The sequence below is a fragment of the Mycobacterium sp. ABE4_509 genome (assembly GCF_056160785.1).
Genome location: NZ_JBSWXU010000019.1, coordinates 17,518 through 43,542, shown reverse-complemented (window position 1 = coordinate 43,542; position 26,025 = coordinate 17,518). Strand labels below are relative to the sequence as shown.

Genomic DNA, 26,025 nt, shown 5'->3' with positions numbered 1-26,025 from the left:
CCGGCCCGATGGCGCGCCCGATGCGCACCAACGAACCGCCGCAGGTTCGGTCCCGGGACTTCACCGGCTCGGCGGTCCGGCTGCTCAAACGGCTCACCCCGCAGCGCGGTCTGACCATCACGGTGATGCTGCTGGGCATCGCCGGCATCGCGATCAGCGTGGCCGGACCGCGGATCCTCGGACATGCCACCGATCTGCTCTTCAACGGGGTGATCGGTCGCCAGCTGCCGGCAGGGCTGACCAAGGACCAGGCCGTCGAGGCGGCCCGGGAGCGCGGCGACGACACCTTCGCCGACCTGCTCTCCGGGATGGACGTGGTTCCCGGACAGGGCGTCGACTTCGCGGCCGTGGCACGCACGCTGGCACTGGCGCTGGCGCTGTACCTGGTTGCCGCGCTGATGGTCTGGCTGCAGGCCCGGCTGTTGAACGTGGTGGTTCAGAAGACGATGGTCAAGCTGCGCGCCGACGTCGAGGACAAGGTGCACCGGCTGCCGCTGCGCTACTTCGACTCCCGTCATCGCGGTGAGGTGCTCAGCCGGGTGACCAACGACGTCGACAACGTGCAGCAGTCGCTGTCGATGTCGATCACCCAGCTGCTGACCGCGGTGCTCACGGTGTTCGGGGTGCTGGCGATGATGCTGACCATCTCGCCGCTGTTGACCCTGTTGACCGTGGTGACGGTGCCGTTGTCGCTGTGGGTGACGCGGTCGATCGCGCGGCGGTCACGCAAGCTGTTCGTCGACCAGTGGACCAACACCGGCCGGCTCAACGCCCACATCGAGGAGACCTACAGCGGATTCACGGTGGTCAAGACCTATGGGCACCGGGCCGGCGCCATCGAGACGTTCGGCGAGCTCAACGACGACGTGTACCGCGCCAGCTTCGGGGCGCAGTTCCTGTCGGGTCTGGTGTCCCCCGCGACGGTGTTCATCGGCAACCTGAGTTATGTGGCGGTCGCCGTCGTCGGTGGGCTGCAGGTGGCCACCGGCCAGATCACACTGGGCGGCATCCAGGCGTTCATCCAGTACGTCCGCCAGTTCAACCAGCCGCTGACCCAGATCGCGGGCATGTACAACACGATGCAGTCCGGAGTGGCCAGCGCCGAGCGGGTCTTCGACCTGCTCGATGCCGAGGAGGAGCCGGGCGATCCGCCGGCTGCCCTGCCCGCGGTCGGCGCCACCCGGCGGGGACGGGTCGAGTTCGACCATGTCTCGTTCGGCTATCTGCCCGACACACCGGTGATCGAGAATCTGTCCTTGGTGGCCGAGCCGGGTTCGACCGTTGCGATCGTCGGCCCGACCGGGGCGGGCAAGACCACCTTGGTGAATCTGTTGATGCGGTTCTACGACGTCGATTCGGGCCGGATCCTGGTCGACGATGTCGACATCACCTCGGTGAGCCGCGCCTCGCTGCGCTCTCAGATCGGCATGGTGCTGCAGGACACCTGGCTGTTCGCCGGCACGGTGTACGACAACATCGCCTACGGCCGCCCGGATGCGACCCCCGAACAGGTGACCGACGCAGCCGCGGCGGCCTATGTGGACCGCTTCGTGCACACCCTTCCCGACGGCTATGACACCCGCATCAGCGACGGCGGAGCGAACATCAGCGCCGGGGAGCGCCAGCTGATCACCATCGCCCGGGCGGTGCTGGCCCAGCCGCAGCTGCTGATCCTCGATGAGGCCACCAGTTCGGTGGACACCCGCACCGAGGTGCTGATCCAGCACGCGATGGCCCAGCTGCGCCGGGACCGAACCAGTTTCATCATCGCCCACCGGCTGTCGACCATCCGCGATGCCGATGTCATCCTCGTGATGGAGGCGGGCCGGATCGTGGAGCGCGGCAGTCACGCCGAACTGCTGGCGCGGCGGGGTGAGTACTGGACGATGGTCCAGCGCTGAACCGCTGAATCAAGCGGTGTGCTCAATGGCATTCGCCGGACGCACTTGCCGGGGTCGGGCACCATGGCGGCATGCCCCGCACCGTGCACACGTTCTGCCGGTACTGCCTGGCGTCGTGCGGAGTCGACGTGACGGTGGACGACGGCCGGGTCGTCAAGATCTCGCCGGACAAGCAGAATCCGCACAGCTGGCGGGATTTCTGCGCCAAGGGCCGCACCGCCAATCAGGTGGTCGAGCATCCCCGCCGCATCACCGCTCCGATGAAGCGGGTCGGTGAGAGCCCCAACCACTACGTCGAGACCAGCTGGGACGAGGCCATCACCGACATCGCCGCCCGGCTCAACACCGTCATCGACCACGGCGGGCCCGACGCGGTGGCCGCCTACTACGGCAACCCGGCCGGCTACTCGTCGTCGAACCTGATGTTCATGAACGGCTGGCTGGACGCGGTCGGCACCCACAACCGCTACGCGGTCGGCTCGGTCGACCAGAACGCGCTGCACGTCGTCGCCGACAAGATGTACGGCTCGTCACTGATGGTGCCGGTCTCCGATGTCGACAACTGCGACTACTTCCTGATCGTGGGGGCCAACCCGGCGGTGAGCGCATGGAATTGGCTGGAGTCGGTGCCCGGTGGGTGGCGCCGGACCCTGGCGCGCCGGGAGCTGGGCGCGACGATCGTGGTCGTCGACCCGTTGCGTACCGAGACCGCCGAACACGCCGACGTGCATCTGGCGGTGCGCCCGGGCCAGGACTGGGCACTGCTGCTGGCGATGGTCAAGATCATCCTCGACGAGGACCTGCAGCATCGTGGGGACTGCGCCGACCTGGCCGTCGGCATGGACCGGTTGCGGGATCTGGTGGCTGATGCCGATATCGCCGACCTGGCCCGCCGCTGCGACGTTCCGGCGGACCAGATCGCCGATGTGGCAAGGGGTTTTGCCGCGGCGCCGCGGGCGATGGTTGTGACCCGCACCGGGGTGTCGTTGCATCTGGCCGGCACCGTGGCCGAGTGGCTGGGCCAGGTGCTCAACGTGATCACCGGACGGATGGACCGCCCGGGTGGGCGGCGCTTCGAACCCGGCTACGTCGACGCGCTGCGGCTGGCCGGCCTGGCCGCGACGTCTGCGCACCGCAGCCGGCTGCGCGGCCGGGACATGGTCGCCGGGGCGCATGCGCTCAGCGAGTTGCCCGACGAGATCACCACCGCCGGGCACGGCCAGATCCGGGCGATGGTGATCAACAGCGGTAACCCGGTGATCTCCGGTCCGGACGGCGCCAAGCTCGACCGTGCACTGGCGAGCCTCGATCTGTTGGTGGCCATCGACTTCGTGCAGCGGGAGAGCCACCGGCACGCCCACTGGCTGCTGCCGGCGGTGCACTGGCTCGAGCGTGACGACCTGCTGGCGTTCACCAGCAATCTGCACGACGAGCCCTACCTGCAGTACGGGGTGCGCGCTGTGGACCCGCCCCCGTCGGCGCGCGAGGAGTGGCGCATCTTCACCGATCTGGCGCTGGCGATGAAGCGGCCGCTGTTCGGGGCGCGCGGGGTCAACGGCTTCGTCACCGCGACCCGGCGGCTGGCGCGTCTGACCCGCCGGCCCGGGCTCGAGTTCGGGCCGTACTGGATTCACCGGCTGCTGGTGGCCACCGGCAGAAAGATCGAGGGCCGCAGGATCAGGTGGCGTGACGTGCTGGCCCATCCGCACGGCTGGGTGCTGGGACCTCGGGAGTTCGGCCATTTCCGCGGCGCGCTGCGCACCGCGGACAAGAAAGTTCACGTGGCGCCGCCGGAATTCGTTACGCGGGCACGCGAACTGCTGGCCGAGGCGGCGCCGTCACCGCCGCCGGGCTACCCGTTCCAGCTGGCCAACCGCCGCCAGCGGCATTCGATGAATTCGTGGCTCAACGAGCTGCCGGGGCTGCACCCCGGCGGCAAGGGCAGCGACGTGGTCATCCACCCCGACGACGCGAGACACCTGGGTATCGGCGACGGCGACCTGGTCGCGGTGGCCTCGCCGGTCGGCCGGGTCGAGTTGACCGCGACGGTGGACCCGCGTCCACGTCCCGGTGTGGTGATCATCGACCATGGCTGGGGGTCAAGGGTTTTCGATCCGAACGGGAGCGCCGGTCCGGTGTCGCACGGCGTGAACCGCAACCTGCTCGTCGACGGCGGGCCGGTGGATCCGTTGTCGCAGACCGCGGCGCTCAATTCGTCGTACGTCTGCGTCGAGCCGGTGGCCTCGGCGACAGATCCCGAAAGCCCGATCCCCGACAGCAGCCGGACGACTGTGCCACGGTCGTGATCCTCGATGTCACCGCGGCGCCTGGCGGCGCGGCGTGCACCCGACCGGAACACGTTTCCGGGAGCCGGGAACACGGCGTCGGGGCTGCGGGCGGCTCGGTCACCGGGGCCGCGGAAGGCGGGTGGTTGGCATGGCGTCGAACCGCTCACCGCGGTCCGGCTAACAGGGCTGCATCGTCGATGACGGTGTGGACGAAGCGCATCTTCTCCAGCACCGGGTGGGGCAGGACGAAGGGGTAGAGGTCCGCACGGCCCATCGAGCGGTTGATCATATTCAGCGACCACGCCAGGGGCAGCCACATGCCGATGAGCGTGTCGAATCGGTTGGGTCCCAGATGTAACAGATCGAAGGCTGCAGCGGCCGGGGCAAGGCCGAAGGACGCTGCGGTATCCAGCGTGTCACGGATGTGCAGGTAGTGGGCAAACGTCTCGGCCCAGTCCTCGGCCGGGTGCATCGAAGCGTAGGTGGACACGTACCGCGTCGACCAGTCTGCCGGGGGTCCGATCTGATAGTGGCGGTCGAGCGATGCCTGATAGTCGACGCCGGGGTCTCCGAAGAGATCGGCGAATTGCGAACTGCGCGCGACCCAGCCGCCGACCAGATGATGAAAATACGCGTGTCCGGTTTCATGACGAAAGTGGCCCAGCAATGTGCGATACGGCTCGTCCAGGGCGACGCGCAATTCCTCGCGGCGCACGTCGTCGCCCTCTGCGAGGTCCAGCGTGATCACGCCGTCCTCGTGTCCGGTGACGACCCTCTCGTCGGCGCTCGACAGCAGGTCGAACGCCAGCCCGAACTCTGGGTCCTGCGTGCGATCCACGATGGGCAGTCGCAGTTCGATCAGCTCGGCGATCAGGCGGCGTTTGGCGTTCTCAGCCAAGGCGAAACTGGCCATCCCGTCGAGGTCAGAGTCGTGCGGACGGGTTCGTGTCAGTCGGCAGGATGCGCAGAGCTCGCCCCCCGCTGCGGCCGACGTCGAATCGATCAGCCAGTTGCACTGCGCAATAACCGAATTCGCGCACAGCGGTTGTTCTTGGGCATCGACGAGCACCATCGTCGCCTGCTCGCTGGAGTATCCGAGCTTGCTTCCGCAAGACAGGCACAGTGTGTTCTCGAAGGTCAGGTGCTGCCCACATCTCGGGCAGGTGAAGTCGCGCATGCGGATGATCCGTTCAGGTTGGAAGCCTACGCAGGCGAGCAAGCCTCAGCGCCGACGGTAGGTAGCGCTGTGTCCGAACGTCAGCTCAGAGAACACTGCGGGTCGGGAACGAAGGAAAGCTCCCACCGGGTGGAAACTCAAGAGAAGCACACGGTCCGGGATCTGCTTGCTCGGACCCTGGTCACCACAGCTTATCAAACAGCAGGTCCGACGACCGGTGATGAGGGCGACTGCGGCGCCCGGCCCGACAGCTGTTCGATGTTCAAGCTCCGCCACCTAAGCGTTCGGCAGGCTCGGCTAGACCGAAGGGCCCTGTGCACGCAGATTGTCGACCTCACGCATGGCGTCGCGCAGTTTTCCCAGCCACTCGTCGGCGTGCTCACCGACCAGTCGGACCGACCAGGCCAGCGCGTCGGAGCGGGATCGCGCGACGCCGGCGTCGACGAGTGTGTCGAGCACCTGCCGTTCGGGCTGACGCAGCCGCGTCATCACCGGTACCGCCATGTGGGTGAACAGGATCCGCTCGGGTTCCACACCACTGTCGGAGCCGCCCACCTCGACGCCCCAGGAGACCTTGCGCCGGTAGCGCGCTTCGGCCTCGTCGGCGATCTGCATCCGCTCGGTACGGGTCTGTTCCCGGAACCGGGCGGCCCGCCCGGATGCGTGCGCGTCACTCTCCGGGGCGTCGGCGGCCTCGGGGAGGCGACCGACGACGGTGATCTCTTCGCGGTCGACGGCGACCTGCGGGTCACCGGCGAACCAGTGCTCGGGCAGCCGGCCGGCGAACCAGTCGGGCGCATCGGTCGCATCGGGCTGGTCGGCCTGCTGCCGGCCGCCGGAGCGGCCCGACCCGCGGTGGGAATGGTGTCTCATGATTACATCATTACACCGTTGCATCGCAGCTGAACCGGGATTCGCCGAGGGCGAAACCGGACGTGCCACCGTGCTCAGCGGCGCTTCAGAACCACCGCGGCACCGCCACCGACGACCGCGACGATGCCCAGCAGCAGCGCCCACCCCGCACCGAGCAACCACCACACCAGCCCCAGCGCGATCAGTACCGGCGAGAGCGCGAAGAGCACCATGCCCGGATGCTGTTTGATGACCGCGAGGGCGCCCTGGGCACGCTGACGGTCGATTTCTCTTGCCATGGCTCAAGGATGCCTTCGCCCGCCCGGTCCGGCATAGGGTGAATCGCGACCAGACTTTTGAGGAGGCGGCGGTGACAGGTCCCGGACAAGGCAGTTGGCAACCCGACCCGGAGGGGCGATTCGACTATCGGTGGTTCGACGGTCAGCGGTGGACCGATCAGGTGTCCCACCAGGGCCAGCTGCATCAGGCGCCGCTCGGCGCTCCGCCGGCCCAGCAGCAGGGACCGTCGCGGCACGCGCAGCCGGAGCAGCCCCGGCAGCCCGAACACTTCCAGCAGCCGCCGGCGCAGGCACAGGCCGTGCCCGGCGGGGTCGACGGGTTCGCCGGCATCACCGGAGACCTGGTCGACGGGCGTTTCAGCGAGAAGGAGGCCAAGGCGGTTGCCAACCAGAACGCCAAGCTCCTGCGGGTCCGCCTCGGCGAACCTTTCATGGCCCGGCAGGGGTCGATGGTCGCCTACCAGGGCAATGTCGACTTCGCCTTCGAGAGCGGCGGCGCCTCGAAGTTCATCAAGAAGGCGCTCACCGGGGAGGGACTGCCGCTGATGCGCTGCTCGGGCCAGGGGGACGTGTTCCTGGCCGAGTTCGGTTACGACGTCCACATGCTCAACCTGAGCAACTCGGGATTGTCGATCAGCGGGAAGAACGTGCTGGCGTTCTCGACGAGCCTGGACTGGAACATCGAACGCGTGAAGGGCGGCAGCATCGCGACCGGCGGCCTGTTCAACACCACGCTGCGCGGCACCGGGTGGGTGGCCATCACCACCGACGGCCCGCCGGTGGTGCTGAGCACCGCCGAGGCGCCGACCTACGCCGACACCGACGCGGTGGTGGCCTGGTCGGCGAACCTGCAGACGCAGCTGAAATCCAGCTTCAAGGCCGGCGCGATGATCGGCCGCGGATCGGGAGAGGCCCTGCAGGTCGCGTTCCACGGCAACGGCTTCGTGATCGTTCAACCCTCGGAGGGCTTCCCCGTCGCCACCGCGTAGTCACAACTCCAAAAGGACTGTCACCGGACCGTCGTTGACGAGCTCGACCTGCATGTTCGCGCCGAAGACACCGGTCGCGACGTCGGCACCCAGCGCTCCCAGCGCCGCGGCGAACGCTTCGACCAGCGGTTCGGCGACCGCGCCGGGCGCCGCGGCGTTCCAGGTCGGCCGCCGCCCCTTGGCGGTGTTGGCGTACAGCGTGAACTGACTGACCACCAGAATGGGGGCACCGACATCGCCGGCGGACTTCTCGTCGTCGAGAATCCTCAACTGCCAGAGCTTTTCAGCCAGCCGTTGAGCTTTCCCGGCATCGTCGGTGTGGGTCACGCCGACGAGCGCGAGCAACCCCTGACCGGCGGGGCTGATCTCACCGACCACCTCACCGGAGACCGTCACCCGGGCCGAGCTGACCCGCTGCACGAGGATTCGCATGCCGCGATGCTGCCATGCCGGCCGCCGGGCACCGGCGCCCGGACGAAATCGGATGTTTCGCTCAGTACCCTAGGGGGGTATGGTAACTAGTGCCGAGCCAACGAGCACCGGAAGGACCCACATGAGCACAACCACCGTCACCGTCGCCGGAATGAGCTGCGATGGCTGCGCGTCGGCCGTACGCGCCGAGCTCACCGGCATTCCCGGTGTCGTCGACGTCGACGTCGATCTGTCCGACGGTACGGTCACGATCGGCAGCGACGAACCCGTCGACGACGCCGCTATCCGCGCCGCGGTCGAAGAGGCCGGCTACGAGCTGGCGAACTGATCCCGCCATGACCACCGTTGAACTGGCCATCGACGGGATGACGTGCGCATCGTGTGCGTCGCGCATCGAGAAGAAGCTGAACAAGCTCGACGGTGTGCACGCCACGGTCAACTTCGCGACCGAAAAGGCCCATGTCGAGTACGACGGAGACGTCAGCCCGGGTGAGCTGGTCGCCACCGTGGCGGCCGCCGGCTACCGGGCCGCGCTGCCGGAACCCGCCCGCGATAAGACTGAGGCCGACACCGCCTCCGACGACGCGACCGACGCGCTGCGCCGGCGGCTGCTGATCTGCATCGCGCTGTCGGTCCCGGTCATCGCCATGGCGATGATCCCCGCGCTGCAGTTCACCAACTGGCAGTGGTTGTCGCTGACCCTGGCCGCTCCGGTGGTCGTCTGGGGAGCGTGGCCGTTCCACGCGGCCACCTGGACCAACCTGCGACACCGGGCCGTCACCATGGACACGCTGATCTCCATCGGCACCCTGGCCGCGTTCAGCTGGTCGATCTATGCGCTGTTCTGGGGCACCGCCGGCATGCCCGGCATGACCCACCCGTTCGAACTGACCATCGCCCGCACCGCCGACGGCGCCGGCAACATCTATCTCGAAGTGGCCGCAGGGGTGACGACGTTCATCCTGGCGGGCCGCTACTTCGAGGCCCGCGCCAAGCGCCGCGCCGGCGACGCCCTGCGTGCCCTGCTGGAGATGGGCGCCAAGACCGTGTCGGTACGCCGGCCCGACGGCGAACAACGCATTGCGATCGAACTGCTCAACGCCGGCGACGAATTCGTGGTGCGCCCCGGCGAGAAGGTGGCCGCCGACGGCGTGGTCGTCGAAGGCAGCTCCACAGTGGACACCTCCATGCTCACCGGCGAGTCGGTTCCGGTGGAGATCGCTGCCGGCGATCCGGTGGTGGGTGCGACCGTCAACGTCGACGGCATGCTGGTGGTGCGCGCCGAACGAGTCGGTCCGGATACCCAGCTGGCACAGATGGCCCGGCTGGTGGAGCAGGCGCAGAACGGCAAAGCGCCCGCTCAGCGGCTCGCCGACCGCATTTCGAGTGTCTTCGTCCCGGTGGTGATCGTGCTGGCGATCGCCACGCTGGGATTCTGGATCGCGTCGGGCGCCGCCGTCGCGACAGCGTTCACCGCAGCGGTGGCGGTGCTGATCATCGCGTGCCCGTGCGCGCTGGGGCTGGCCACCCCGACCGCGCTGATGGTGGGGACCGGCCGCGGCGCGCAGCTGGGCATCGTCATCAAGGGACCCGAGGTGCTGGAATCGACCCGCCGGGTCGACACCGTGGTCGTCGACAAGACCGGGACGGTGACGACCGGCACCATGACGCTGGTCGACGTGGTTGCCGGCGAAGGCGAACAGGCCGACGAGGTGCTCGGCGTCGGCGGTGCGCTGGAGAGCTCGTCGGAACATCCGATCGCCCGCGCGATCACCGCCGGCGCCCGCGACGCGCTCGCCGAACTGCCCGCGACGCAGTCGTTCGCGAACCTGAGGGGCATGGGTGTCGAGGGCGCCATCGACGGCCGTGCCGTGCTGGTCGGCCGGCTCCGACTGCTGGCCGAACGCGCCTACGACATTCCCGCCGACCTGACCGACGCGGCGCGGCGGGCCGAGCTCGACGGCAAGACCGTCGTCGCGGTCGGCTGGGACGGCCACGCCCGCGGGTTGCTGATGGTCGCCGACGCGGTCAAACCGACTTCCGCCGAAGCTGTTTCGCTGCTCAAGAAGCTCGGCCTGACACCGATCATGGTGACCGGGGACAACGAAGCGGTCGCCCGGACGGTGGCCGGACAGGTCGGCATCGACGAGATCGTGGCCGGGGTGCTGCCGCAGGACAAGGTCGACACCATCACCCGGCTGCAGGCCGAAGGCCGGGTGGTCGCGATGGTCGGCGACGGTGTCAACGACGCCGCCGCGCTGGCGCAGGCCGACCTCGGGCTGGCGATGGGCAGCGGCACCGACGTCGCCATCGAGGCCAGCGATCTGACCCTGGTCCGCGACGACCTGCGTGCAGTACCCGACGCGATCCGGCTGTCCCGCAAGACATTGAGCACCATCAAAGGTAACCTGTTCTGGGCATTCGCCTACAACGTCGCCGCCCTTCCGCTGGCCGCGGCGGGACTGCTGAATCCGATGATCGCCGGTGCGGCAATGGCATTCAGCTCGGTGTTCGTGGTCAGCAACAGCCTGCGGCTGCGTGCTTTCACCCCGTCGCGGTGAGCTCCGGCGCCGGCCGCTAGCCCGGCCCGTCGACGGCTCTGCGCACCCGGAACAGCCTCACCTCACCGTCGATTCCCTTGAGCCGCCGGGCACCGGCGAACGACCACACGAACCGCTCGTCCTCCCCGATCGCCTCCCTGGTCGACTGCGCCACCAGCAGCGAGCCGGGACGCGCGGCGCCGGTCACCCGTGAAGCGAAGTTCACCGAACCGCCGAACCAGTCCCCTTCCCGGCTGACCGCCATTCCGGTGGCGACGCCGGCGCGCAGGCTGGGGAAATCGTCATCGTCGTCGGTGGCGTCCACCAAATGCAGCACTGCATCGAGCAGCGGCGCCGGCTTGGGACTGACGATCATCACCGCATCCCCGATGGTCTTGATGAACCGAACCGGCGCGACAGCGACCTCGCGGGTCAGATCGGCCAGCCGCTGCGACAGCGCCTCGAGGGCCTCGGGAGCAACCTTCTCCCCGAGTCGGGTGAATCCGACCAGATCGGCGAACCCGATCGTCACCAGACGGGCCCCTGGCAGGTGCTGCCCTTCGGCCCGCTCCCTGGCGTTGACGACCTCTGTCTCGATGGAGTGGCGCAGCTGCAGCAGGAGCAACTCCTTGACCATCGGCCCGAGCAGCGGAGCGAGGTTCGACGCGAGCGCCGCGGAGGCCTGGGCGAGCTCCAGCTCGGTCACGCCCGGGCGCACCAGCGAGCCGAGCGCGGCGAACCGCATGGCCTCGGCAACACGAGCAAGACCGTCGCTGAGCAATCGGGTGATCCGGACCAGCTCGTCGGGGTCGATACCGGCGTCGAGGAAGTCGCGGGTGAACGTGGCCCCGTCGGCGTCGGCACGCAGGAACACTGCGGCGTCGGGGTCGTCGACCCGGGGCAGGCCCTTGGCACGCTGAACCCGCTCGAAGAGTTCGAGATCCACCCCGGCCCTGTCGGCAGCCTCACGCGCGGTGACGTATTCGCCGTCGTCGCCGAGCAGCCGCCGCGCCACCAGCAGCATCGGCGCCGTACTGGCCCGGATCTGCTCGACGCTGATGCCCTGATCTATCAGCCAGGCGATCAGTTCGGCGCGCTCGGCGCGTGCCCGACCATCCAACCCGCCCAGCAGTCCGGATTGCTCGAGATCCTCGAGATCGGAGTCCTCGCCCACCAACCCAACGTATACGCATCACGCCGATGCGATAGTCGGAGTGTGCCCGCGCCCATCCTGCAGAGCTTCGCGCCACTGGCCGCGCCCGGAGCGCGGATCCTGATCCTGGGCAACATGCCCGGCGCCGCGTCGCTGGCCGCACAGCGCTACTACGCCTACCCGCGCAACGCATTCTGGCCGATCACCGCCGAACTGTTCGGCTTCGACCCGCTCGCGCCCTACGACGAGCGGGTGGCGGCACTGACCGGCGCCGGTGTGGCCGTCTGGGACGTCCTGCGGTCGTGCCGCCGAACCGGCAGCCTGGACTCCGCCGTCGAACCGGACAGCATGGTGGCCAATGATTTCGCCGCACTGTATGCCGCCCATCCGACCATCGGCCACGTCTTCTTCAACGGTGCGGCCGCCGAGAAGAACTATCACCGGCTGGTCAGCGTCGGGCACACCCCGAACTTGGCGCGGCTGCCGTCGACCAGCCCTGCGCACACCATGCGCTTCGAGGACAAGCTGGCCGCCTGGCGGGCCATCCACGCGGTTCACCGGCCGGCGCCGTAGGCCTTCGCATACTCGCCGGGGGTGGTGCCGAGCATGGCGCGGAAATCGTTGATGAAATGGGCCTGGTCATACCAGCCGAGCCGGACGGCGAGATCGGCGAAGTCGTAGTCCGGATCCGACTCGATCGCGAGCGCAGCATTCTGGAGTCGATACCGGCACAGCACCCACTTGACCGGAACCCCGACATAGCGCCGCACGATCCGCTGGGTGGTTCGCACACTCCACGGCGAATGAGCCATGACCTGTTCCACCCGGTGCAGCCCGGTGTCGTCGCGGATCCGGTCCACCAGTGCGCACAACGCCGGGAACGTCGGATCCGGTTCGCCCGCCTGCCCGATCAGCCGGCCCAGCTGCCCGGACGCCTCGGTCACGCCGTCGGCCAACTCGACCGGCCCACCGAACACCTCGGCTGGGACCGGCAGCACCCGTCCCGTCAGCACCGCGGCGTCACCGCCGAACCGGGCGACGAAACCACCCGGACGGAACCGCGCCCCGACGACGGTCCCGCGCTGGCTGATCGTGGTCCGGAACACGTTTCCCGATTCCCCCCGGATACACCAGCCTCACCCCGTACCTCTGCGTCCGGGACGCCGCGAAGGCGATCGCGTTCTACACCGACGTGTTCGGCGCGGCCCTGGTCGACAAGATGGACGGACCCGCGAACCCGTCGGGAGCCGACACCGTGACCCACTCGGTCGTGCTCTACTGCACCGCCGTCGACGACGTGGTGGCCCGCGCGGAATCCCGGGGCGCGACCATCCGGGCCACCCCGCAGGACTTCGCCACCGGCGACCGGTTCGCCTCGATCCTCGACCCGTTCGGCATCCGCTGGACGGTCATGACCCGCGTCGAGGACCTCACCGCGGCCGAACGCGAGCGCCGGATGGCCGAGTGGGCCGAGGACAACGTCGGCCAGCCGGGGTGAACCGCTAACGTGACGGGATGTCCTGCGTGTTCTGCTCCATCGTCGCCGGCGACGCGCCCGCCATCCGGATCTACGAGGACGACGACGAACTCGCCATCCTCGACATCCGGCCGTTCGCCCGGGGGCACACGCTGGTGATCCCGAAGCAACACACCGTCGACCTGACCGACACCCCGCCACAGACCGTGGCGCGGATGAGCGCGATCGGGCAGCGCATCGCCAGGGCCGCCCGGACCTCCGGCCTGCACGCCGACGGCAACAACATCGCCATCAACGACGGCAAGGCCGCCTTTCAGAGCGTGTTCCACATTCACCTGCACGTGATTCCGCGACGCGCCGGGGACAAGCTGTCCTTCGCCAAGGGCATGCTGCTGCGCCGCGATCCGGACCGTGAGGAAAGTGGACGGCTGCTCCGGGAGGCACTGGCGCGCATCGACGCCGCCGAGCAGGATTGACCCATGGACATTGGACTTTGGCTCGAACAGAACATCGGTGTCCGGCTGCTGATGGTGCACGACAGCATCTACAAGCGCACGGAGGGCCGGATCGGCCACCGGGTTCCGCTGCCCGGGGTGGCGCCGTTCCTGCTGTTGCACACCGTCGGGGCGAAGACCGGCAAGCAGCGCACCAACACGCTGTCGTACTTCCCGGACCAGGGCGACTACCTGGTGGTGGCATCCAAGGGCGGCGACCCCAAAGCCCCGGGCTGGTACCACAACCTCAAGGCCAACCCCGACGTCGAGATCAACATCGGCACCAGGAGAATGGCCGCGACCGCGACCCCGGTGCTGCCCGACGACCCGGACTATGCGCGAATGTGGACCAAGGTCAACGAGCAGAACGGCGACCGCTACAACAGCTACCAGAAGCGCACGTCGCGCCCGATCCCGGTGGTGCGGCTGACGCCGAAACCCTAGAAAAGCTCCTTGGCCAGCAGCTCCAGCGTCAACACACGTGCCGGCGCGGTGTCCGGGGCGGTGCCGCGGTGCGCCGAGGCCACCGGGTGCACCATCACCTCGTCCACCTGAAACTTCTCGGCCAGCGCCAGCAGCTGGTCGGCCGCCTCGGCCGGTGAGCCCACCACGGCCTGACGCCGGCCCGCCTCCACGACCGCCAGTTCGCGCGGGCTCAGCTGGTTACTCTCGGCGTCCTCGACCAGCTCCTGCGGCCCCAGCGGCTGGCCGGTGCGCAGCCGGGCCATCATCTGCAGGTTCGGCAGCGCCAGGCGCTCGGCCTCGTCGCGGGTCTCGGCGACCACCGTGTTGACCGTCAGGAATGTCAGCGGCTCCTGGGTCAGCGCACTGGGCCGGAACTCGGCGCGGTAGGTCTGCAACGCCTCCTCGGTGCCCTGACCGGAGAAATGGTGGGCGAAGACGTAGGGCAGCCCCTTGGCCGCAGCCAGGTGCGCCGAATACATCGACGAACCCAGCAGCCACAGCTTCGGTTCGGTCACCGCGGCCGGGGTGGCCTTGAGAATGTAGTTGTCCCGCATCAGATCGCGGGGCAGCGGAACCCGCACCCCGCTGCTGCTCATCAGCGCCACCACGTCGTCGAGGTAGGACGGAAACGCCTCGATGTCGCGGTCGTCGCGCCCGGCGGCACCGCGCAGGGCCATCGAGGTCACCGGATCCGAGCCCGGCGCGCGGCCGATGCCGAGATCGATGCGGCCCGGATGGGCGGCCTCCAGCAGCGCGAACTGCTCGGCGACGGCCAGCGGAGCGTGGTTGGGCAGCATCACCCCGCCGGAGCCCAGCCGCAGCGCCGAGGTGTGCGCGGCCAGGTGCGCGATCAGCACCGGTGGACTGGTCGCCGCGACCGCGGGCATGTTGTGGTGCTCGGCGAGCCAGTACCGCGTGTAGCCGAGCCGGTCGGCGGTCTGCGCGAGCTGGGTCGTCGCGGCCAGGGCAGCTGAGGTGCTCTGGTCGCTGCGGACGGGGACGAGGTCGAGGACGGAAAGGCGCATCAACAGGTCAACGCTTCCCCGACCCGCCCCTGTTCCCGTGATTTCGGCGTGCTCGTCTGCGCTGAGCGACGACGATCACGCCGAAATCGCCCGGGCGGTGGCGAAGACGTCGTCCATCATCGCTGGGGTGAGCCGCCCGGTGAAGGTGTTCTGCTGGCTGGGGTGGAAGCAGCCCAGCAGCGTCACCGTCCGCCCCGACACCGTCAGCGCGGCCGCCGCGCCGTGCCCGAAGCGCGGCGCCGGCATGGGCACCGTCCCTCCGAGGGTGCGGATCAACCCCAGCGCCGACTGCCAGGCGAACCCGCCGAGCGCGACGATCACCCGCACCGAGGCGCCGGTCAGCCGCCATTCCGCGGCCAGCCACGGAGCGCAGGTCTCCCGCTCCGCGGGTTCGGGTGCGTTGCCCGGCGGCGCGCACCGCACCGCGGCCACCACCCGAACCCCGTTGAGCACCAGACCATCAGCGGCGTCGGTGCACACCGGCTGATTAGCCAGGCCGCTGCGGTGCAACGACCCGAACAGGAAGTCCCCGGACCGGTCGCCGGTGAACACCCGCCCGGTTCGGTTGGCACCGTGCGCGGCCGGGGCCAGGCCGAGCACCCACATCGCCGGACGAGCCGAACCGAACCCGGGCGCCGGGCGACCCCAGTAGGGCTGGTCGGCATACGCCTTGCGTTTGGTGACGGCGACCTCTTCGCGCCAGTCCACCAGCCGCGGGCACGCGCGGCACACCGACACCCTGGCGTCGAGCTGGGCGACGGTCCTGGTGCGCGCCGCCGCAGTGGTCACGTCGGCCGACCCGACCGCGACGGTGGTCCTCCTGCTGGCGGGGTCTCCGGGCCAACCCGAGCCGGCCGGCACCGGCGACCCGAACAGCTCACCGGTGCGTGGATGTGGCAGACGATCCATCATTTGTTACCAAGAAGCACCGTTCATCGTTATCACGAAACACCGTTTCCCTCGACCAGCCGCCGGCCGCGGTGCCGCACCATGGGGCTCCAGGCTTTTCGTTCCCGTGCGTGACGGGATCGGCCGGCTGATTGGGGAACTCACATGCGACTGTCGACTGCCGTGCTCGCCGGCATCTGCCTGCTCGCCACCGGATGTGGCAGCACGATCAGCAATGCCGAATCCGCGACACCGACCCGCACGCTGATACCGCGCCCGCTCGTCGAACGCGAGCTCACCGGGCTGCTGTTGGAGCCCGACGAGGTCGCCGCGGTGATGGGCTCTCCCGCGATGGCCGTCACCGAGACCCAGACGTCGATGTCGGACCACAGCGCCATCATGGCGCCGCCGGAATGCCTGGCGATCGACGGCGCGGCCGAGCTACAGGTCTATGCCGGAACCGATTTCCGGGCGGCCCGGGATCAGAGCCTCAACGACGGAAACGATTTCACCCACTACGCCAAGCAGGCGGTGGTGCTGTTCCCGTACCTGGAGAGAGCCGGGGAGTTCTTCGACGCGTCGGTTCAACAGTGGCCGGCGTGCCACGACTACACCCACACCCAGAGCGGAACGCAATGGTCGGTCACCGAGCTCACCACCACTGAGAACACCCTGACCGCGACGGCTGTCCAGCAGGACGCCGCCGCCCCCGGCTGGGGGTGCGGGCGCGCACTGGTGCACCAGAACAACGTCATCGTCGATGTCAACACCTGCAGCGCCGCCCCCGGCGACTCCGCGCTGCGGCTCGCCGAGCAGATCGCCGACAACGTCGCGCAGGCCTGGTAGCCGCGTCAGGACCCCATCACCGGCCCGCCCGGCGGGGAAGAAAATCCGTGGCCGAAAAGGCCCGTGCGCTGCTAGATTCCCCGCGATATCCCATGACGCCCCCGTTGAAGTCACCCCGCGCGCGGCTGAGCAGGCGCGGCCCGCTCCTGCTGATCCTGTTCGCCGCCCTGTCGGCGGGCACCGGCAACGGCATCTCCATCGTGGTGTTCCCGTGGCTGGTCCTGCAGCGCACCGGCTCCGCGCTCGACGCCTCGATCGTGGCGATGGCCGGCACCCTGCCACTGCTGGCGGCGACCCTGATCGCCGGTGCGGCGGTGGACTACCTGGGCCGCCGCCGGGTGTCGATGATCTCCGATGCGCTCTCGGCGCTGTCGGTGGCCACGGTGCCCGTGCTCGCGCTGGTGTTCGGCGCCGACGCCGTGAACGTCGCGACGCTGGCCGCGCTGGCCGCGCTGGGGGCGTTGTTCGATCCGGCGGGGATGACCGCCCGCGAAACCATGCTGCCCGAGGCCGCCGCCCGCGCCGGCTGGTCCCTGGACCACGCCAACAGCTACTTCGAGGCGGTGTTCAACCTGGCCTACATCGTGGGTCCGGGCATCGGCGGGCTGCTGATCGCCACCCTGGGCGGCATCAACACGATGTGGGTGACCGCCGCGACGTTCGTCGCCTCGATTCTGGCGATCTCGGTGCTGCGCCTGGAGGGCGCCGGTATCCCGGATCGTTCCGTGCTGACCGGCAATGTGTGGGCGGGCATTGTCGAGGGCCTGCGCTTCGTGTGGCACAACAAGGTGCTGCGCACGCTGGCGTTCGTCGACCTGGTGGCCACCGGGCTGTACATGCCGATGGAATCCGTCTTGTTCCCCAAATACTTCACCGATCGCGACGAGCCGGCCCAGTTGGGCTGGGTGCTGATGGCGCTCAGCATCGGCGGAATGCTCGGCGCGCTGGGATACGCGGTGATCTCCCGTTTCATGAAGCGGCGCACCGTGATGCTGATCGCGGTGCTGACCCTCGGTGCGGCGATGACCGTCATCGCGTTCCTGCCGCCGCTGCCGGTCATCCTGGTGCTGTGCGCCCTGGTGGGCTTCGTCTACGGCCCGATCGCGCCGATCTACAACTACGTCATGCAGACCCGCGCGCCTGCGCATCTGCGGGGGCGGGTGGTCGGCGTGATGGGATCGCTGGCCTACGCGGCCGGACCGCTCGGGCTCATCCTGGCCGGACCGCTGGCCGATTCGGCCGGGCTGCACATGACGTTTCTGGCGTTGTCGCTGCCGATGCTCGGGTTGGGGGTGCTCGCGGTGTTCCTGCCCGCGCTGCGCGAACTCGATGCGCAGCCGGCGGCTCCGGACACTACAGCGGGCTCAGGTATTCCCTGAGGAATCGGCCCGTGGCCTTCAGCCAGCGCCGGCTCGTGGGTTGGGCGAGACGCTCCACCAGGTCGAGATCGGCGATGACGTAGCCGCCGCAGGCCCGATACCACAGCCCGACCAGGCACAGTTCCAGGGCGGCAAGGGTGGTCACCGACCCCGGAGCGATCTCGTCGAGGCGTTCGTCGGTGATGAACGCCGGGAATTCCGTCCCGGTGCTGTCGGCCGCGGCGCGCACATGGATCTCCAGTGCGGTGGCCGACAGATGCGCCGCATGGCGCTTCCTCTTCAACGTCTTCACCTGCGCGAAGACCGCACTGTCCCGCATGCGACGAGGATAGCTGTAACGCGCCCGTAACATCCAATCGGCAACCTGAGCCTGGTGAACCACCGACCGAGGCCGACGCTGGATGCCTGACCGCCACACCGGTCGGCGGCCATGGCATCTCTGGGCGGTCGGCGCCGCGGCCCTGCTGCTCGCCGGCGCCGGCGCCTACGACCAGATCATGGCCCTGACGCTCAACGAGCACTACTTCGGCCAACAGGGCTACGGATCGGCCGAGCGTGACTATTTCACCGACTACCCCGCGATACCTGCCGTGCTCTGGATCATCGCGGTGTGGAGCACGCTGGCCGCGGCGGTATTGCTGCTGCTGCGCAGGCGCGCGGCGAGGGATGTGGCGGTGATCGGCCTGATCAGCCAGACGTGTCTGGCTGTCACCACGTTCGCGGTGATGGACCGATGGTCGGTGTTCGGAGCCTCGTTCGCGCTCGTCGACGTCGCCATCCTGGCGCTGACGGCCGGGTTCACCGCCTACTGCTGGTCGATGTCATCGCGGGGCGCACTGCACTGAGCCTACGATTGCCGCGTGGAGTACCTGGATGATCTGATCGCCGAACTCCCCGAAGGCACCGTCGTCACCGATCCCGACATCCTGGAGTCCTATCGACACGACCGGGCCGCCGACCCGGGGGCGGGCACCCCGATGGCGGTGGTCCGGCCGCGCCGCACCGAGGAGGTCCAGACCGTGCTGCGCTGGGCCGGCGCGCACCGCGTCGCGGTCGTGCCGCGCGGAATGGGCACCGGTCTTTCCGGCGGCGCCACCGCGCTCGACGGCGGGATCGTGCTGTCCACCGAGAAGATGCGCGACATCACCGTCGACCCGGTCACCCGCACCGCCGTCGCGCAGCCCGGGCTGCTCAACGCCGAGGTGAAGAAGACCGTCGCCTCCTACGGCCTGTGGTATCCGCCGGATCCGTCGTCGTTCGAGATCTGCAGCATCGGCGGCAACATCGCCACCAACGCCGGCGGCCTGTGCTGCGTGAAGTACGGCGTCACCACGGACTACGTGCTGGGCCTGCAGGTGGTGCTGGCGGACGGCACCGCGGTACGCCTGGGCGGCCCCCGGCTCAAGGACGTCGCGGGGTTGCCGCTGACCAAACTGTTCGTCGGCAGTGAGGGCACGCTCGGGGTGGTCACCGAGGTCACCTTGAAGCTGCTGCCGGCCCAACACGCGCCGTGCACCGTGGTCGCGACGTTCGATTCGGTGGAGGCCGCCGCCAACGCCGTCGTCACCATCACCGGCCGGATCCGGCCCTCGATGCTGGAGTTCATGGATTCGGTGGCGATCAACGCCGTCGAGGACAAGCTGCGGATGGGGCTGGACCGCAACGCCGCCGCGATGATGGTGGCCGCCAGCGACGACCGCGGGCCCGCCGGCGCCGAGGATGCCGCGTTCATGGCCGGTGTGTTCACCGAACACGGTGCGACAGAGGTGTTCTCGACATCCGACCCGGACGAGGGCGAGGCTTTCGTCGCGGCACGCCGCTTCGCGATCCCCGCGGTGGAGGCCAAGGGTTCGCTGCTGCTCGAGGATGTCGGCGTACCGCTGCCCGCATTGGCCGACCTGGTCAGCGGGGTGGACAAGATCGCCGCGAACCACGACCTTACGATCTCGGTGATCGCGCACGCTGGGGACGGCAACACCCACCCGCTGATCGTCTACGACCCCGCGGACGCCGCCATGGCGCAGCGGGCGCAGGTCGCCTTCGGCGAGATCATGGATCTCGCGGTCGGCCTCGGTGGCACGATCACCGGCGAACACGGCGTCGGGCGGCTCAAGCGGCCCTGGCTGGCGGGCCAGCTCGGACCTGAGGCGATGGAACTCAACCGGCGCATCAAGGCCGCCCTCGATCCTGGCGGCATCCTGAACCCCGGAGCGGCGATCTGACCGCCGATCGGCAACGGGGCCGGCATCACAGAACCCGGGCAATCTGGCCACATCTATTGACACACCCACAGGTTCTGTCGTACTCATAAGACATGACTGCGATCTTGTCTCAAGACTCGCCGGTGCGGTTCCAACTCGCCGACGCCACCACCTGGCCAAACCCGTGGCCGATGTACCGCGCACTGCGCGATCACGATCCGGTCCACCACGTCATCCCGGCCGGACACCCGCAGAACGACTACTACGTGCTGTCCCGGCACGCCGACATCTGGGCGGCCGCCCGTGACCATCAGACCTTCTCGTCGGCGCTGGGCCTGACCGTCAACTACGGCGAGCTCGACCTGATCGGGCTGGCCGACAATCCGCCGATGGTCATGCAGGACCCGCCGGTGCACACCGAGTTCCGCAAGCTGGTCTCGCGCGGCTTCACCCCGCGCCAGGTCGAGGCCGTCGAGCCCAAGGTCCGCGAATTCGTGATCGAGCGCATCGAACGCATCCGCGCCGACGGCGGCGGCGACATCGTCGCCGAACTGTTCAAACCGCTGCCGTCGATGGTGGTGGCGCACTATCTCGGGGTTCCGGAAGCCGACCGGGGCAAGTTCGACGGCTGGACCGACGCGATCGTCGCCGCCAGCACCGCCGAAGGTGGCGTGGGCGGGGCGCTCGGCACCGTCGGCGATGCGCTCGGCGAGATGATGGGCTATTTCACCGCACTGATCGAACGGCGGCGCACCGAGCCGGAGGATGACACCGTCTCACATCTGGTGGCCGCCGGCGTCGGCGCCGACGGCGACATCTCCGGCGTGCTGTCCATCCTGGCGTTCACCTTCACGATGGTCACCGGCGGCAACGACACCACCACCGGGATGCTGGGCGGCTCGGTGCAACTGCTGCATCAGCGCCCCGACCAGCGCCGGCTGCTCGTACAGGACCCCGAGCTGATCCCCGACGCGGTCGACGAGTTCCTGCGGCTGACCTCGCCGGTGCAGATGCTGGGCCGCACCGTCACCCGCGATGTCACGATCGGCGAGGTGACGATCCCCGAAGGCCGTCGGGCGATGTTCCTGTACGGCTCGGCCAACCGCGACGAACGCCAGTACGGTTCCGACGCCGCTGAACTCGACGTCACCCGGCGGCCGCGCAACATCCTGACCTTCAGCCACGGGGCGCACCACTGCCTGGGCGCCGCGGCGGCACGGATGCAGTCCCGGGTGGCGCTGACCGAGTTGCTGGCGCGCATCCCCGAATTCGAGGTCGACGAGTCCGGGATCGTCTGGGCTGACGGCAGTTACGTGCGCCGGCCGGTGTCGGTGCCGTTCACGGTGACCGGCTGATGGCCGGCGACTGGCTGGCCGCCCGGCGCACCGAGGTGGCCGCCGACCGGATCCTCGACGCGGCGGGCCAACTGTTCGCCGAGAAAGAGGCCGCCACCGTCGGGATGCACGAAATCGCCTCGGCGGCAGGCTGTTCGCGTGCGACGCTGTACCGCTACTTCGAGAACCGCGAAGCGCTGTACACGGCCTATGTGCACCGGGAGGCCTACCGGCTCTACCGGGAGATGACCGAGCAGATCACCGCGCTGACCGATCCGCGCGAGCGGCTGATCGAGGGCATGCTGGCCTCGCTGCGCAACGTGCGCGAAAGCCCGGCACTGGACTCGTGGTTCGCCACCACCCAGCGGCCTATCGGCGCCGAGATGGCCGAACAGTCCGAGGTGATCAAGGCGCTGACCGAGGCGTTCGTCATCTCACTGGGCCCCGACGAGCCCGAGGTGGTCGCCCACCGGGCCCGCTGGCTGGTCCGGGTGATGACCTCGCTCATGCTGTTCCCCGGCCACGACGAGGAAGACGAACGAGCGATGCTCGAGGAGTTCCTCGTGCCGATCATGGTGCCGACCCGTCAGGCCACCCAGTAGGCCTGGGCCTTGATCGACTTGCGCGGGATCTTGAAGTCCTCACGCAGGATCTTGGCGACCGCGCGGGTGGTGCGGTTGTCGCAGGCGACCCAGCCGAAGTGATCGGAGGCGTCGAACGCCGCCGCAGCGACGGTCTGTACCAGCGCCTCGCCGGCGTTCTTGCGGTCCACCCAGGTCACCTCGGCGTTGCGGCGCACCGGAAGTTGCTTGTCGTCCTCGTGGGCGGCCTCGAGGTAGACCCGCGCCGGGGTGTCGCCGATCGCGTCGAGCAGTGAGTTGATCGCCGGGAGCGACGCCGTGTCACCGACGACGAGGTAACCGGCCGGAGGTGGTTCGGGCAGTGCGAAGTTGCTGCCCAGCACGGTGACCTCGATGGTGTCCCCGGGTGCGGCCTGCTCGGCCCAGCGCGAGGCGACCCCGTCGTGCAACGCGAACTCGATGTCCACCGTGTCGGCGGCGGGGTCCGGGTTGACCAGGGTGTAGCCGCGCTGATGCAGCTTGTCGCCGTCGGAGAACCACATCCGGATCCACTGGGTCGGGTGCAGCGAGCGGCCGTCCAGCAACCCGCCGGCGGCGAAGCTCAGCCGCAGGTAGTGCGGGCTGACCTGAGTGCGCCCGGTGACGGTTAGTTCGTAGTCACCCGCGCGCAACAGCTTGAGCACCGCGCCCGCGAACCCGCGCGACTGCTTCGTATCCGACATGTCACCTCGATCCCTGGCGGCCTGTGTTATTAGGGGAGCTTAACCTAACTAGAAATCGCCGTGGGTGACCCGTCAGCCCCGAACGCGGGTGAACCGGTGCAACAGCCACGCCAGCGGGATCGTGACCACCATCGTGCCGACGAACAACCACCACACCGACCCGGTGTAGATCGGGTACCGCAGGATCTCCACCATCACCAGCTCCATGGTGATCAGGTGGATCAGGAAGATCTCGTAGGAGATCTCACCGAGGAAGACCATCGGGCGGCTGGCCAGCAACCTCGAATAGAGGCCCTTCTGGCGGCCCAGCGCCAGCGGCGCGACGACCAGGGTGGCGATCACCGCGTAGAACACCGTCTTGGCCAGCGCCTCACGCAGCTCGGCCGGCGAGGTCGTGGGTTCCCCCGCGATCGGGGTGGACGCGATGAAATAGCACACCACCGCCAGCGGCACACACACCAGCGCGTAGGCCCGCACCCCCAGCGGCTGCAGCGCCGCGAGCACCATTCCCCCGACGAACCACGCCAGATAGCCCGGAAGCCACAGCCGGGCTCCGTCGGGCAACCAGTCCACGCTGTGGACCAGCGCCAGCCACGCCGGCGAGACCAGCGCCAGCACCGCCAGTCCGGCCAGCAGCAGCCCCGGACGCCAGCGCCGCCGGCACAACACCACCAGCAACAGGTAGGCCAGTACCGGAAGGGCGACGTAGAACGCGACCTCGACCGCGAGGCTCCACATCTGGGTGAGCCCTTGGTGCAGATAGGAATACAGGTAGTCGTCGGTGTAGATCTGGGTGAGCGTCAGATTGCGGAACAGACCTTCCCAGGTGTGCCCGGGGTTGGGACCCGCCGTGCGGAAGTGGTAGACGAGGTAGGCCGCGACGACGGTGACCGCGTAGGCGGGCATGATCCGGCGCACCCGGTGCCAGGCGTAGCGCCGCACCGAGGGCGGCGATCCCTGCCCGGCGGCGGCCCTCACCCACGGCGAGAACAACAGGAAGCCCGACAGCACGAAGAAGATCGGCACCCCGATCTCCATGCGCGAGTACACCAGACCGACGTAGCCCTGCGGATATTTCCCGGTGGTGTAGGCCGCGTGGGTGAGCACCACCAGCACCGCGGCGACCGCCCGGATGCCGGTCAGCGACGCGACGCGCGGCGAGGTGGTGACCGACTCCAGGCCGCCGACGTCGTCAGCGTCGTCGACGCCGGCGGGCCTGGACGGCACCGTCACTTCGACTTGGGCTTCCCCCGATGCGGTTTGGGCCCGCCGCGGTCGGGTTGCAGGTTGATCAGCTGACCTTGGATTCTGGTGTGCTCCAACGCTTTGAGCGTCTTGCCCGGCAGCTTGGCGGGCAGCTCGACGAGCGAGTAGTCCTGCCTGATCGAGATGTGGCCGAAGTCGCTGCGATGCAGCCCGCCTTCGTTGGCGATGGCACCGACGATGGCGCCGGGAGCGACCTTGTGCCGCTTGCCGACCGAGATGCGGTAGGTCGTCAGGTCGCTGCGGCGCTCACGCGGCCCACGATCGTCGCGCGGGGGTCGTTCTTTTCGCTCCCGCTTCTTCTCCGGCGGGGGCTCGGTCATCAGGAACTCTTCACCGTCGCGGCTCTGCAGCGCCAGCGCCGCCGCGATGTCGGCCATCGGCACGTCGTGGTCACGCTCGTAGGTCTCGATCAGCGTGCGGAACAGGTCGAGTCCCGGCTTGGCGAGCGCGTCGGTGATCGAATCGCGGAACTTGGCGACCCGCTTCTCGTTGACGTCGTCGACCGAGGGCAGCTCCGACTCGACCAGCTTCTGGCGGGTGACCCGTTCGATCGCGTTGAGCAGGTGGCGCTCACGCGGTGTGACGAACAGCAGCGCGGTCCCGGAGCGGCCCGCGCGGCCGGTGCGCCCGATGCGGTGCACGTAGGACTCCGGGTCGTGCGGGATGTCGTAGTTGAGCACATGCGAGATGCGTTCGACGTCCAGGCCGCGTGCGGCCACGTCGGTCGCGATCAGGATGTCGATCGAGCCGTCCTTGAGGGCGTTGATGGTGCGCTCGCGAACCGCCTGCGGGATGTCGCCGTTGATGGCGGCCGCGGCGAAACCGCGGGCGCGCAACTTCTCGGCCACCTCCTCGGTGGCCTGCTTGGTGCGCACGAACACGATCATCGCGTCGCCCTGCTCGACCTCGAGCAGCCGGGTGAGGGCATCCATCTTGCGGTACCCGGTCACCTGAACGTACCGCTGGGTGATGTTCTCGGCGGTCTGCGTCTTGGACTTGACCGTCACTTCCACCGGGTCGTGCAGGTACTTGGTGGTGATCTTGCGGATGCCCGGCGGCATGGTCGCCGAGAACAGCGCGACCTGCTTGTACTCGGGGGTGTCGGCGAGAATGCGCTCGACGTCCTCGGCGAAACCCATCTGCAGCATCTCGTCGGCCTCGTCGAGCACCAGGTAGTCCAGGTGCGACAGGTCCAGGCTGCCCTTCTCCAGATGGTCGATGACCCGGCCGGGGGTGCCGACGACCACCTGGGCGCCGCGTTTGAGACCGGCCAGCTGCGGAACGTAGGAACTGCCGCCGTAGACCGGCAGCACGTTGACCCGCAGGTGCGCACCGTAGCGGCCGAACGCTTCGGCGACCTGCAGGGCCAGCTCGCGGGTGGGAGCCAGCACCAGCGCCTGGGTGGACCGGCTGGCGGTGTCGATCTTCGACAGGATCGGGATCGCGAACGCCGCCGTCTTCCCCGTTCCCGTCTGGGCCAGACCAACGACATCGGAGCCGGCGAGCATGGCCGGAATGGTCTCGGCCTGGATCGGCGAGGGCGACTCGTAGCCGACATCGCCGATGGCCTGCAGCACCGCTGGGTGAATCTGCAGGTCAGCAAAGGTCAGGTCGCCGGGCAGATCAGCACTGTCGGGCGCCCCGTCAGAGGACGTCATCGTGGTGGGAGTCTAGTGCCACTCGGCGCGGAATCCCTCCGCGCGCCTTCTCGGGGGC

At 68.8% G+C, this 26,025-nt stretch carries 26 protein-coding genes and 1 pseudogene; 15 read left to right on the top strand and 12 right to left on the bottom strand.

Annotation, left to right across the window (positions count from 1 at the left end; genetic code table 11):
* Positions 1 to 8 precede the first annotated feature (8 nt).
* Positions 9 to 1,901 (top strand): ABC transporter ATP-binding protein, encoded by a 1,893-nt coding sequence (locus ACXAID_RS06770; protein ID WP_475021434.1) that lies wholly within the window; start codon positions 9 to 11, stop codon positions 1,899 to 1,901.
* Between the two features lie 71 nt (positions 1,902 to 1,972).
* Positions 1,973 to 4,207 (top strand): molybdopterin-containing oxidoreductase family protein, encoded by a 2,235-nt coding sequence (locus tag ACXAID_RS06765; RefSeq protein ID WP_475021419.1) that lies wholly within the window; start codon positions 1,973 to 1,975, stop codon positions 4,205 to 4,207.
* Between the two features lie 145 nt (positions 4,208 to 4,352).
* Here the strand turns inward: ACXAID_RS06765 and ACXAID_RS06760 are convergent, their stop codons facing one another.
* From ACXAID_RS06760 to ACXAID_RS06750, 3 genes are all read right to left on the bottom strand, one after another.
* On the bottom strand, positions 4,353 to 5,366 hold the full coding sequence (locus tag ACXAID_RS06760) for a zinc-binding metallopeptidase family protein (RefSeq protein ID WP_475021418.1): 1,014 nt from the start codon (positions 5,364 to 5,366) through the stop codon (positions 4,353 to 4,355).
* A 297-nt stretch (positions 5,367 to 5,663) separates the two neighbouring features.
* Positions 5,664 to 6,242: a hypothetical protein gene (locus ACXAID_RS06755; protein ID WP_475021433.1), complete on the bottom strand. Its 579-nt coding sequence runs from the start codon at positions 6,240 to 6,242 to the stop codon at positions 5,664 to 5,666.
* 71 nt (positions 6,243 to 6,313) lie between these two features.
* The gene (locus tag ACXAID_RS06750; protein WP_475021417.1) at positions 6,314 to 6,517 is read right to left on the bottom strand and encodes a hypothetical protein; all 204 of its coding nucleotides are present in this window, start codon (positions 6,515 to 6,517) and stop codon (positions 6,314 to 6,316) included.
* A gap of 71 nt (positions 6,518 to 6,588) precedes the next feature.
* Here ACXAID_RS06750 and ACXAID_RS06745 point away from each other — a divergent pair, with 71 nt between their 5' ends.
* Positions 6,589 to 7,506 (top strand): AIM24 family protein, encoded by a 918-nt coding sequence (locus ACXAID_RS06745; protein ID WP_475021416.1) that lies wholly within the window; start codon positions 6,589 to 6,591, stop codon positions 7,504 to 7,506.
* Here ACXAID_RS06745 and dtd read toward each other — a convergent pair whose 3' ends face one another.
* The gene (gene dtd / locus ACXAID_RS06740) at positions 7,507 to 7,938 is read right to left on the bottom strand and encodes a D-aminoacyl-tRNA deacylase (RefSeq protein WP_475021415.1); all 432 of its coding nucleotides are present in this window, start codon (positions 7,936 to 7,938) and stop codon (positions 7,507 to 7,509) included.
* A 121-nt stretch (positions 7,939 to 8,059) separates the two neighbouring features.
* Here dtd and ACXAID_RS06735 point away from each other — a divergent pair, with 121 nt between their 5' ends.
* Positions 8,060 to 8,266 (top strand): heavy-metal-associated domain-containing protein, encoded by a 207-nt coding sequence (locus tag ACXAID_RS06735; RefSeq protein WP_475021414.1) that lies wholly within the window; start codon positions 8,060 to 8,062, stop codon positions 8,264 to 8,266.
* A 7-nt stretch (positions 8,267 to 8,273) separates the two neighbouring features.
* The gene (locus ACXAID_RS06730; RefSeq protein ID WP_475021413.1) at positions 8,274 to 10,499 is read left to right on the top strand and encodes a heavy metal translocating P-type ATPase; all 2,226 of its coding nucleotides are present in this window, start codon (positions 8,274 to 8,276) and stop codon (positions 10,497 to 10,499) included.
* A 16-nt stretch (positions 10,500 to 10,515) separates the two neighbouring features.
* Here the strand turns inward: ACXAID_RS06730 and ACXAID_RS06725 are convergent, their stop codons facing one another.
* Positions 10,516 to 11,652: an adenylate cyclase regulatory domain-containing protein gene (locus ACXAID_RS06725; RefSeq protein WP_475021412.1), complete on the bottom strand. Its 1,137-nt coding sequence runs from the start codon at positions 11,650 to 11,652 to the stop codon at positions 10,516 to 10,518.
* Between the two features lie 42 nt (positions 11,653 to 11,694).
* Between ACXAID_RS06725 and ACXAID_RS06720 the strand changes: the two genes are divergently transcribed.
* Positions 11,695 to 12,204, top strand: coding sequence for a DNA-deoxyinosine glycosylase (locus ACXAID_RS06720; protein ID WP_475021411.1), 510 nt, complete (start codon positions 11,695 to 11,697; stop codon positions 12,202 to 12,204).
* Here ACXAID_RS06720 and ACXAID_RS06715 read toward each other — a convergent pair.
* Positions 12,186 to 12,743: pseudogene (locus ACXAID_RS06715) on the bottom strand (AraC family transcriptional regulator); the annotation flags it as partial. The gene ACXAID_RS06720 and the pseudogene ACXAID_RS06715 sit on opposite strands and share 19 nt — an antisense overlap.
* Before the next feature lie 2 nt (positions 12,744 to 12,745).
* Between ACXAID_RS06715 and ACXAID_RS06710 the strand changes: the two are divergent.
* The 3 genes from ACXAID_RS06710 to ACXAID_RS06700 are packed head-to-tail and all read left to right on the top strand — an operon-like array spanning position 12,746 to position 14,046.
* Positions 12,746 to 13,129: a VOC family protein gene (locus ACXAID_RS06710; RefSeq protein ID WP_475021432.1), complete on the top strand. Its 384-nt coding sequence runs from the start codon at positions 12,746 to 12,748 to the stop codon at positions 13,127 to 13,129.
* A 17-nt stretch (positions 13,130 to 13,146) separates the two neighbouring features.
* A complete protein-coding gene (locus ACXAID_RS06705) occupies positions 13,147 to 13,584 on the top strand; it encodes an HIT family protein (protein WP_475021410.1) in 438 nt (145 codons plus the stop codon).
* 3 nt (positions 13,585 to 13,587) lie between these two features.
* On the top strand, positions 13,588 to 14,046 hold the full coding sequence (locus tag ACXAID_RS06700) for a nitroreductase family deazaflavin-dependent oxidoreductase (protein ID WP_475021409.1): 459 nt from the start codon (positions 13,588 to 13,590) through the stop codon (positions 14,044 to 14,046).
* Here ACXAID_RS06700 and ACXAID_RS06695 read toward each other — a convergent pair.
* Together ACXAID_RS06695 and ACXAID_RS06690 are read right to left on the bottom strand one after the other, a co-directional pair.
* Positions 14,043 to 15,092 (bottom strand): LLM class flavin-dependent oxidoreductase, encoded by a 1,050-nt coding sequence (locus ACXAID_RS06695; protein ID WP_475021408.1) that lies wholly within the window; start codon positions 15,090 to 15,092, stop codon positions 14,043 to 14,045. The two genes, ACXAID_RS06700 and ACXAID_RS06695, sit on opposite strands and share 4 nt — an antisense overlap.
* A 75-nt stretch (positions 15,093 to 15,167) precedes the next feature.
* Complete coding sequence (locus tag ACXAID_RS06690) at positions 15,168 to 16,004, bottom strand: uracil-DNA glycosylase (RefSeq protein ID WP_475021407.1); 837 nt, start codon at positions 16,002 to 16,004, stop codon at positions 15,168 to 15,170.
* A gap of 141 nt (positions 16,005 to 16,145) precedes the next feature.
* On the opposite strand from ACXAID_RS06690, the gene ACXAID_RS06685 reads away from it, so the two are divergent.
* Positions 16,146 to 16,826: a sensor domain-containing protein gene (locus ACXAID_RS06685; protein ID WP_475021406.1), complete on the top strand. Its 681-nt coding sequence runs from the start codon at positions 16,146 to 16,148 to the stop codon at positions 16,824 to 16,826.
* A 92-nt stretch (positions 16,827 to 16,918) separates the two neighbouring features.
* Positions 16,919 to 18,205 carry a multidrug efflux MFS transporter Tap gene (tap, locus tag ACXAID_RS06680; RefSeq protein ID WP_475021405.1) on the top strand — a complete coding sequence of 429 codons (1,287 nt, stop codon included), beginning with the start codon at positions 16,919 to 16,921 and terminating at the stop codon, positions 18,203 to 18,205.
* On the opposite strand, the gene ACXAID_RS06675 is transcribed toward tap, so the two are convergent.
* Positions 18,180 to 18,524 carry a hypothetical protein gene (locus ACXAID_RS06675; protein WP_475021404.1) on the bottom strand — a complete coding sequence of 115 codons (345 nt, stop codon included), beginning with the start codon at positions 18,522 to 18,524 and terminating at the stop codon, positions 18,180 to 18,182. The two genes, tap and ACXAID_RS06675, sit on opposite strands and share 26 nt — an antisense overlap.
* An 82-nt stretch (positions 18,525 to 18,606) precedes the next feature.
* On the opposite strand from ACXAID_RS06675, the gene ACXAID_RS06670 reads away from it, so the two are divergent.
* The 4 genes from ACXAID_RS06670 (at position 18,607) to ACXAID_RS06655 (ending at position 22,342) form a co-directional block, all read left to right on the top strand.
* The gene (locus tag ACXAID_RS06670) at positions 18,607 to 19,050 is read left to right on the top strand and encodes a hypothetical protein (protein ID WP_475021403.1); all 444 of its coding nucleotides are present in this window, start codon (positions 18,607 to 18,609) and stop codon (positions 19,048 to 19,050) included.
* 15 nt (positions 19,051 to 19,065) lie between these two features.
* Positions 19,066 to 20,427, top strand: coding sequence for an FAD-binding oxidoreductase (locus tag ACXAID_RS06665; protein WP_475021402.1), 1,362 nt, complete (start codon positions 19,066 to 19,068; stop codon positions 20,425 to 20,427).
* A gap of 92 nt (positions 20,428 to 20,519) precedes the next feature.
* A complete protein-coding gene (locus ACXAID_RS06660; RefSeq protein WP_475021401.1) occupies positions 20,520 to 21,761 on the top strand; it encodes a cytochrome P450 in 1,242 nt (413 codons plus the stop codon).
* Positions 21,761 to 22,342, top strand: coding sequence for a TetR/AcrR family transcriptional regulator (locus ACXAID_RS06655; RefSeq protein ID WP_475021400.1), 582 nt, complete (start codon positions 21,761 to 21,763; stop codon positions 22,340 to 22,342). The genes ACXAID_RS06660 and ACXAID_RS06655 overlap by 1 nt, the downstream gene beginning before the upstream one ends.
* Here ACXAID_RS06655 and ACXAID_RS06650 read toward each other — a convergent pair.
* The 3 genes from ACXAID_RS06650 to ACXAID_RS06640 all read right to left on the bottom strand — a co-directional run bounded on the left by ACXAID_RS06650 (position 22,327) and on the right by ACXAID_RS06640 (position 25,967).
* A complete protein-coding gene (locus ACXAID_RS06650) occupies positions 22,327 to 23,043 on the bottom strand; it encodes a siderophore-interacting protein (RefSeq protein WP_475021399.1) in 717 nt (238 codons plus the stop codon). The two genes, ACXAID_RS06655 and ACXAID_RS06650, sit on opposite strands and share 16 nt — an antisense overlap.
* A gap of 72 nt (positions 23,044 to 23,115) precedes the next feature.
* On the bottom strand, positions 23,116 to 24,270 hold the full coding sequence (locus ACXAID_RS06645; RefSeq protein ID WP_475021398.1) for an acyltransferase family protein: 1,155 nt from the start codon (positions 24,268 to 24,270) through the stop codon (positions 23,116 to 23,118).
* Between the two features lie 2 nt (positions 24,271 to 24,272).
* On the bottom strand, positions 24,273 to 25,967 hold the full coding sequence (locus ACXAID_RS06640) for a DEAD/DEAH box helicase (RefSeq protein ID WP_475021397.1): 1,695 nt from the start codon (positions 25,965 to 25,967) through the stop codon (positions 24,273 to 24,275).
* Positions 25,968 to 26,025 lie beyond the last annotated feature (58 nt).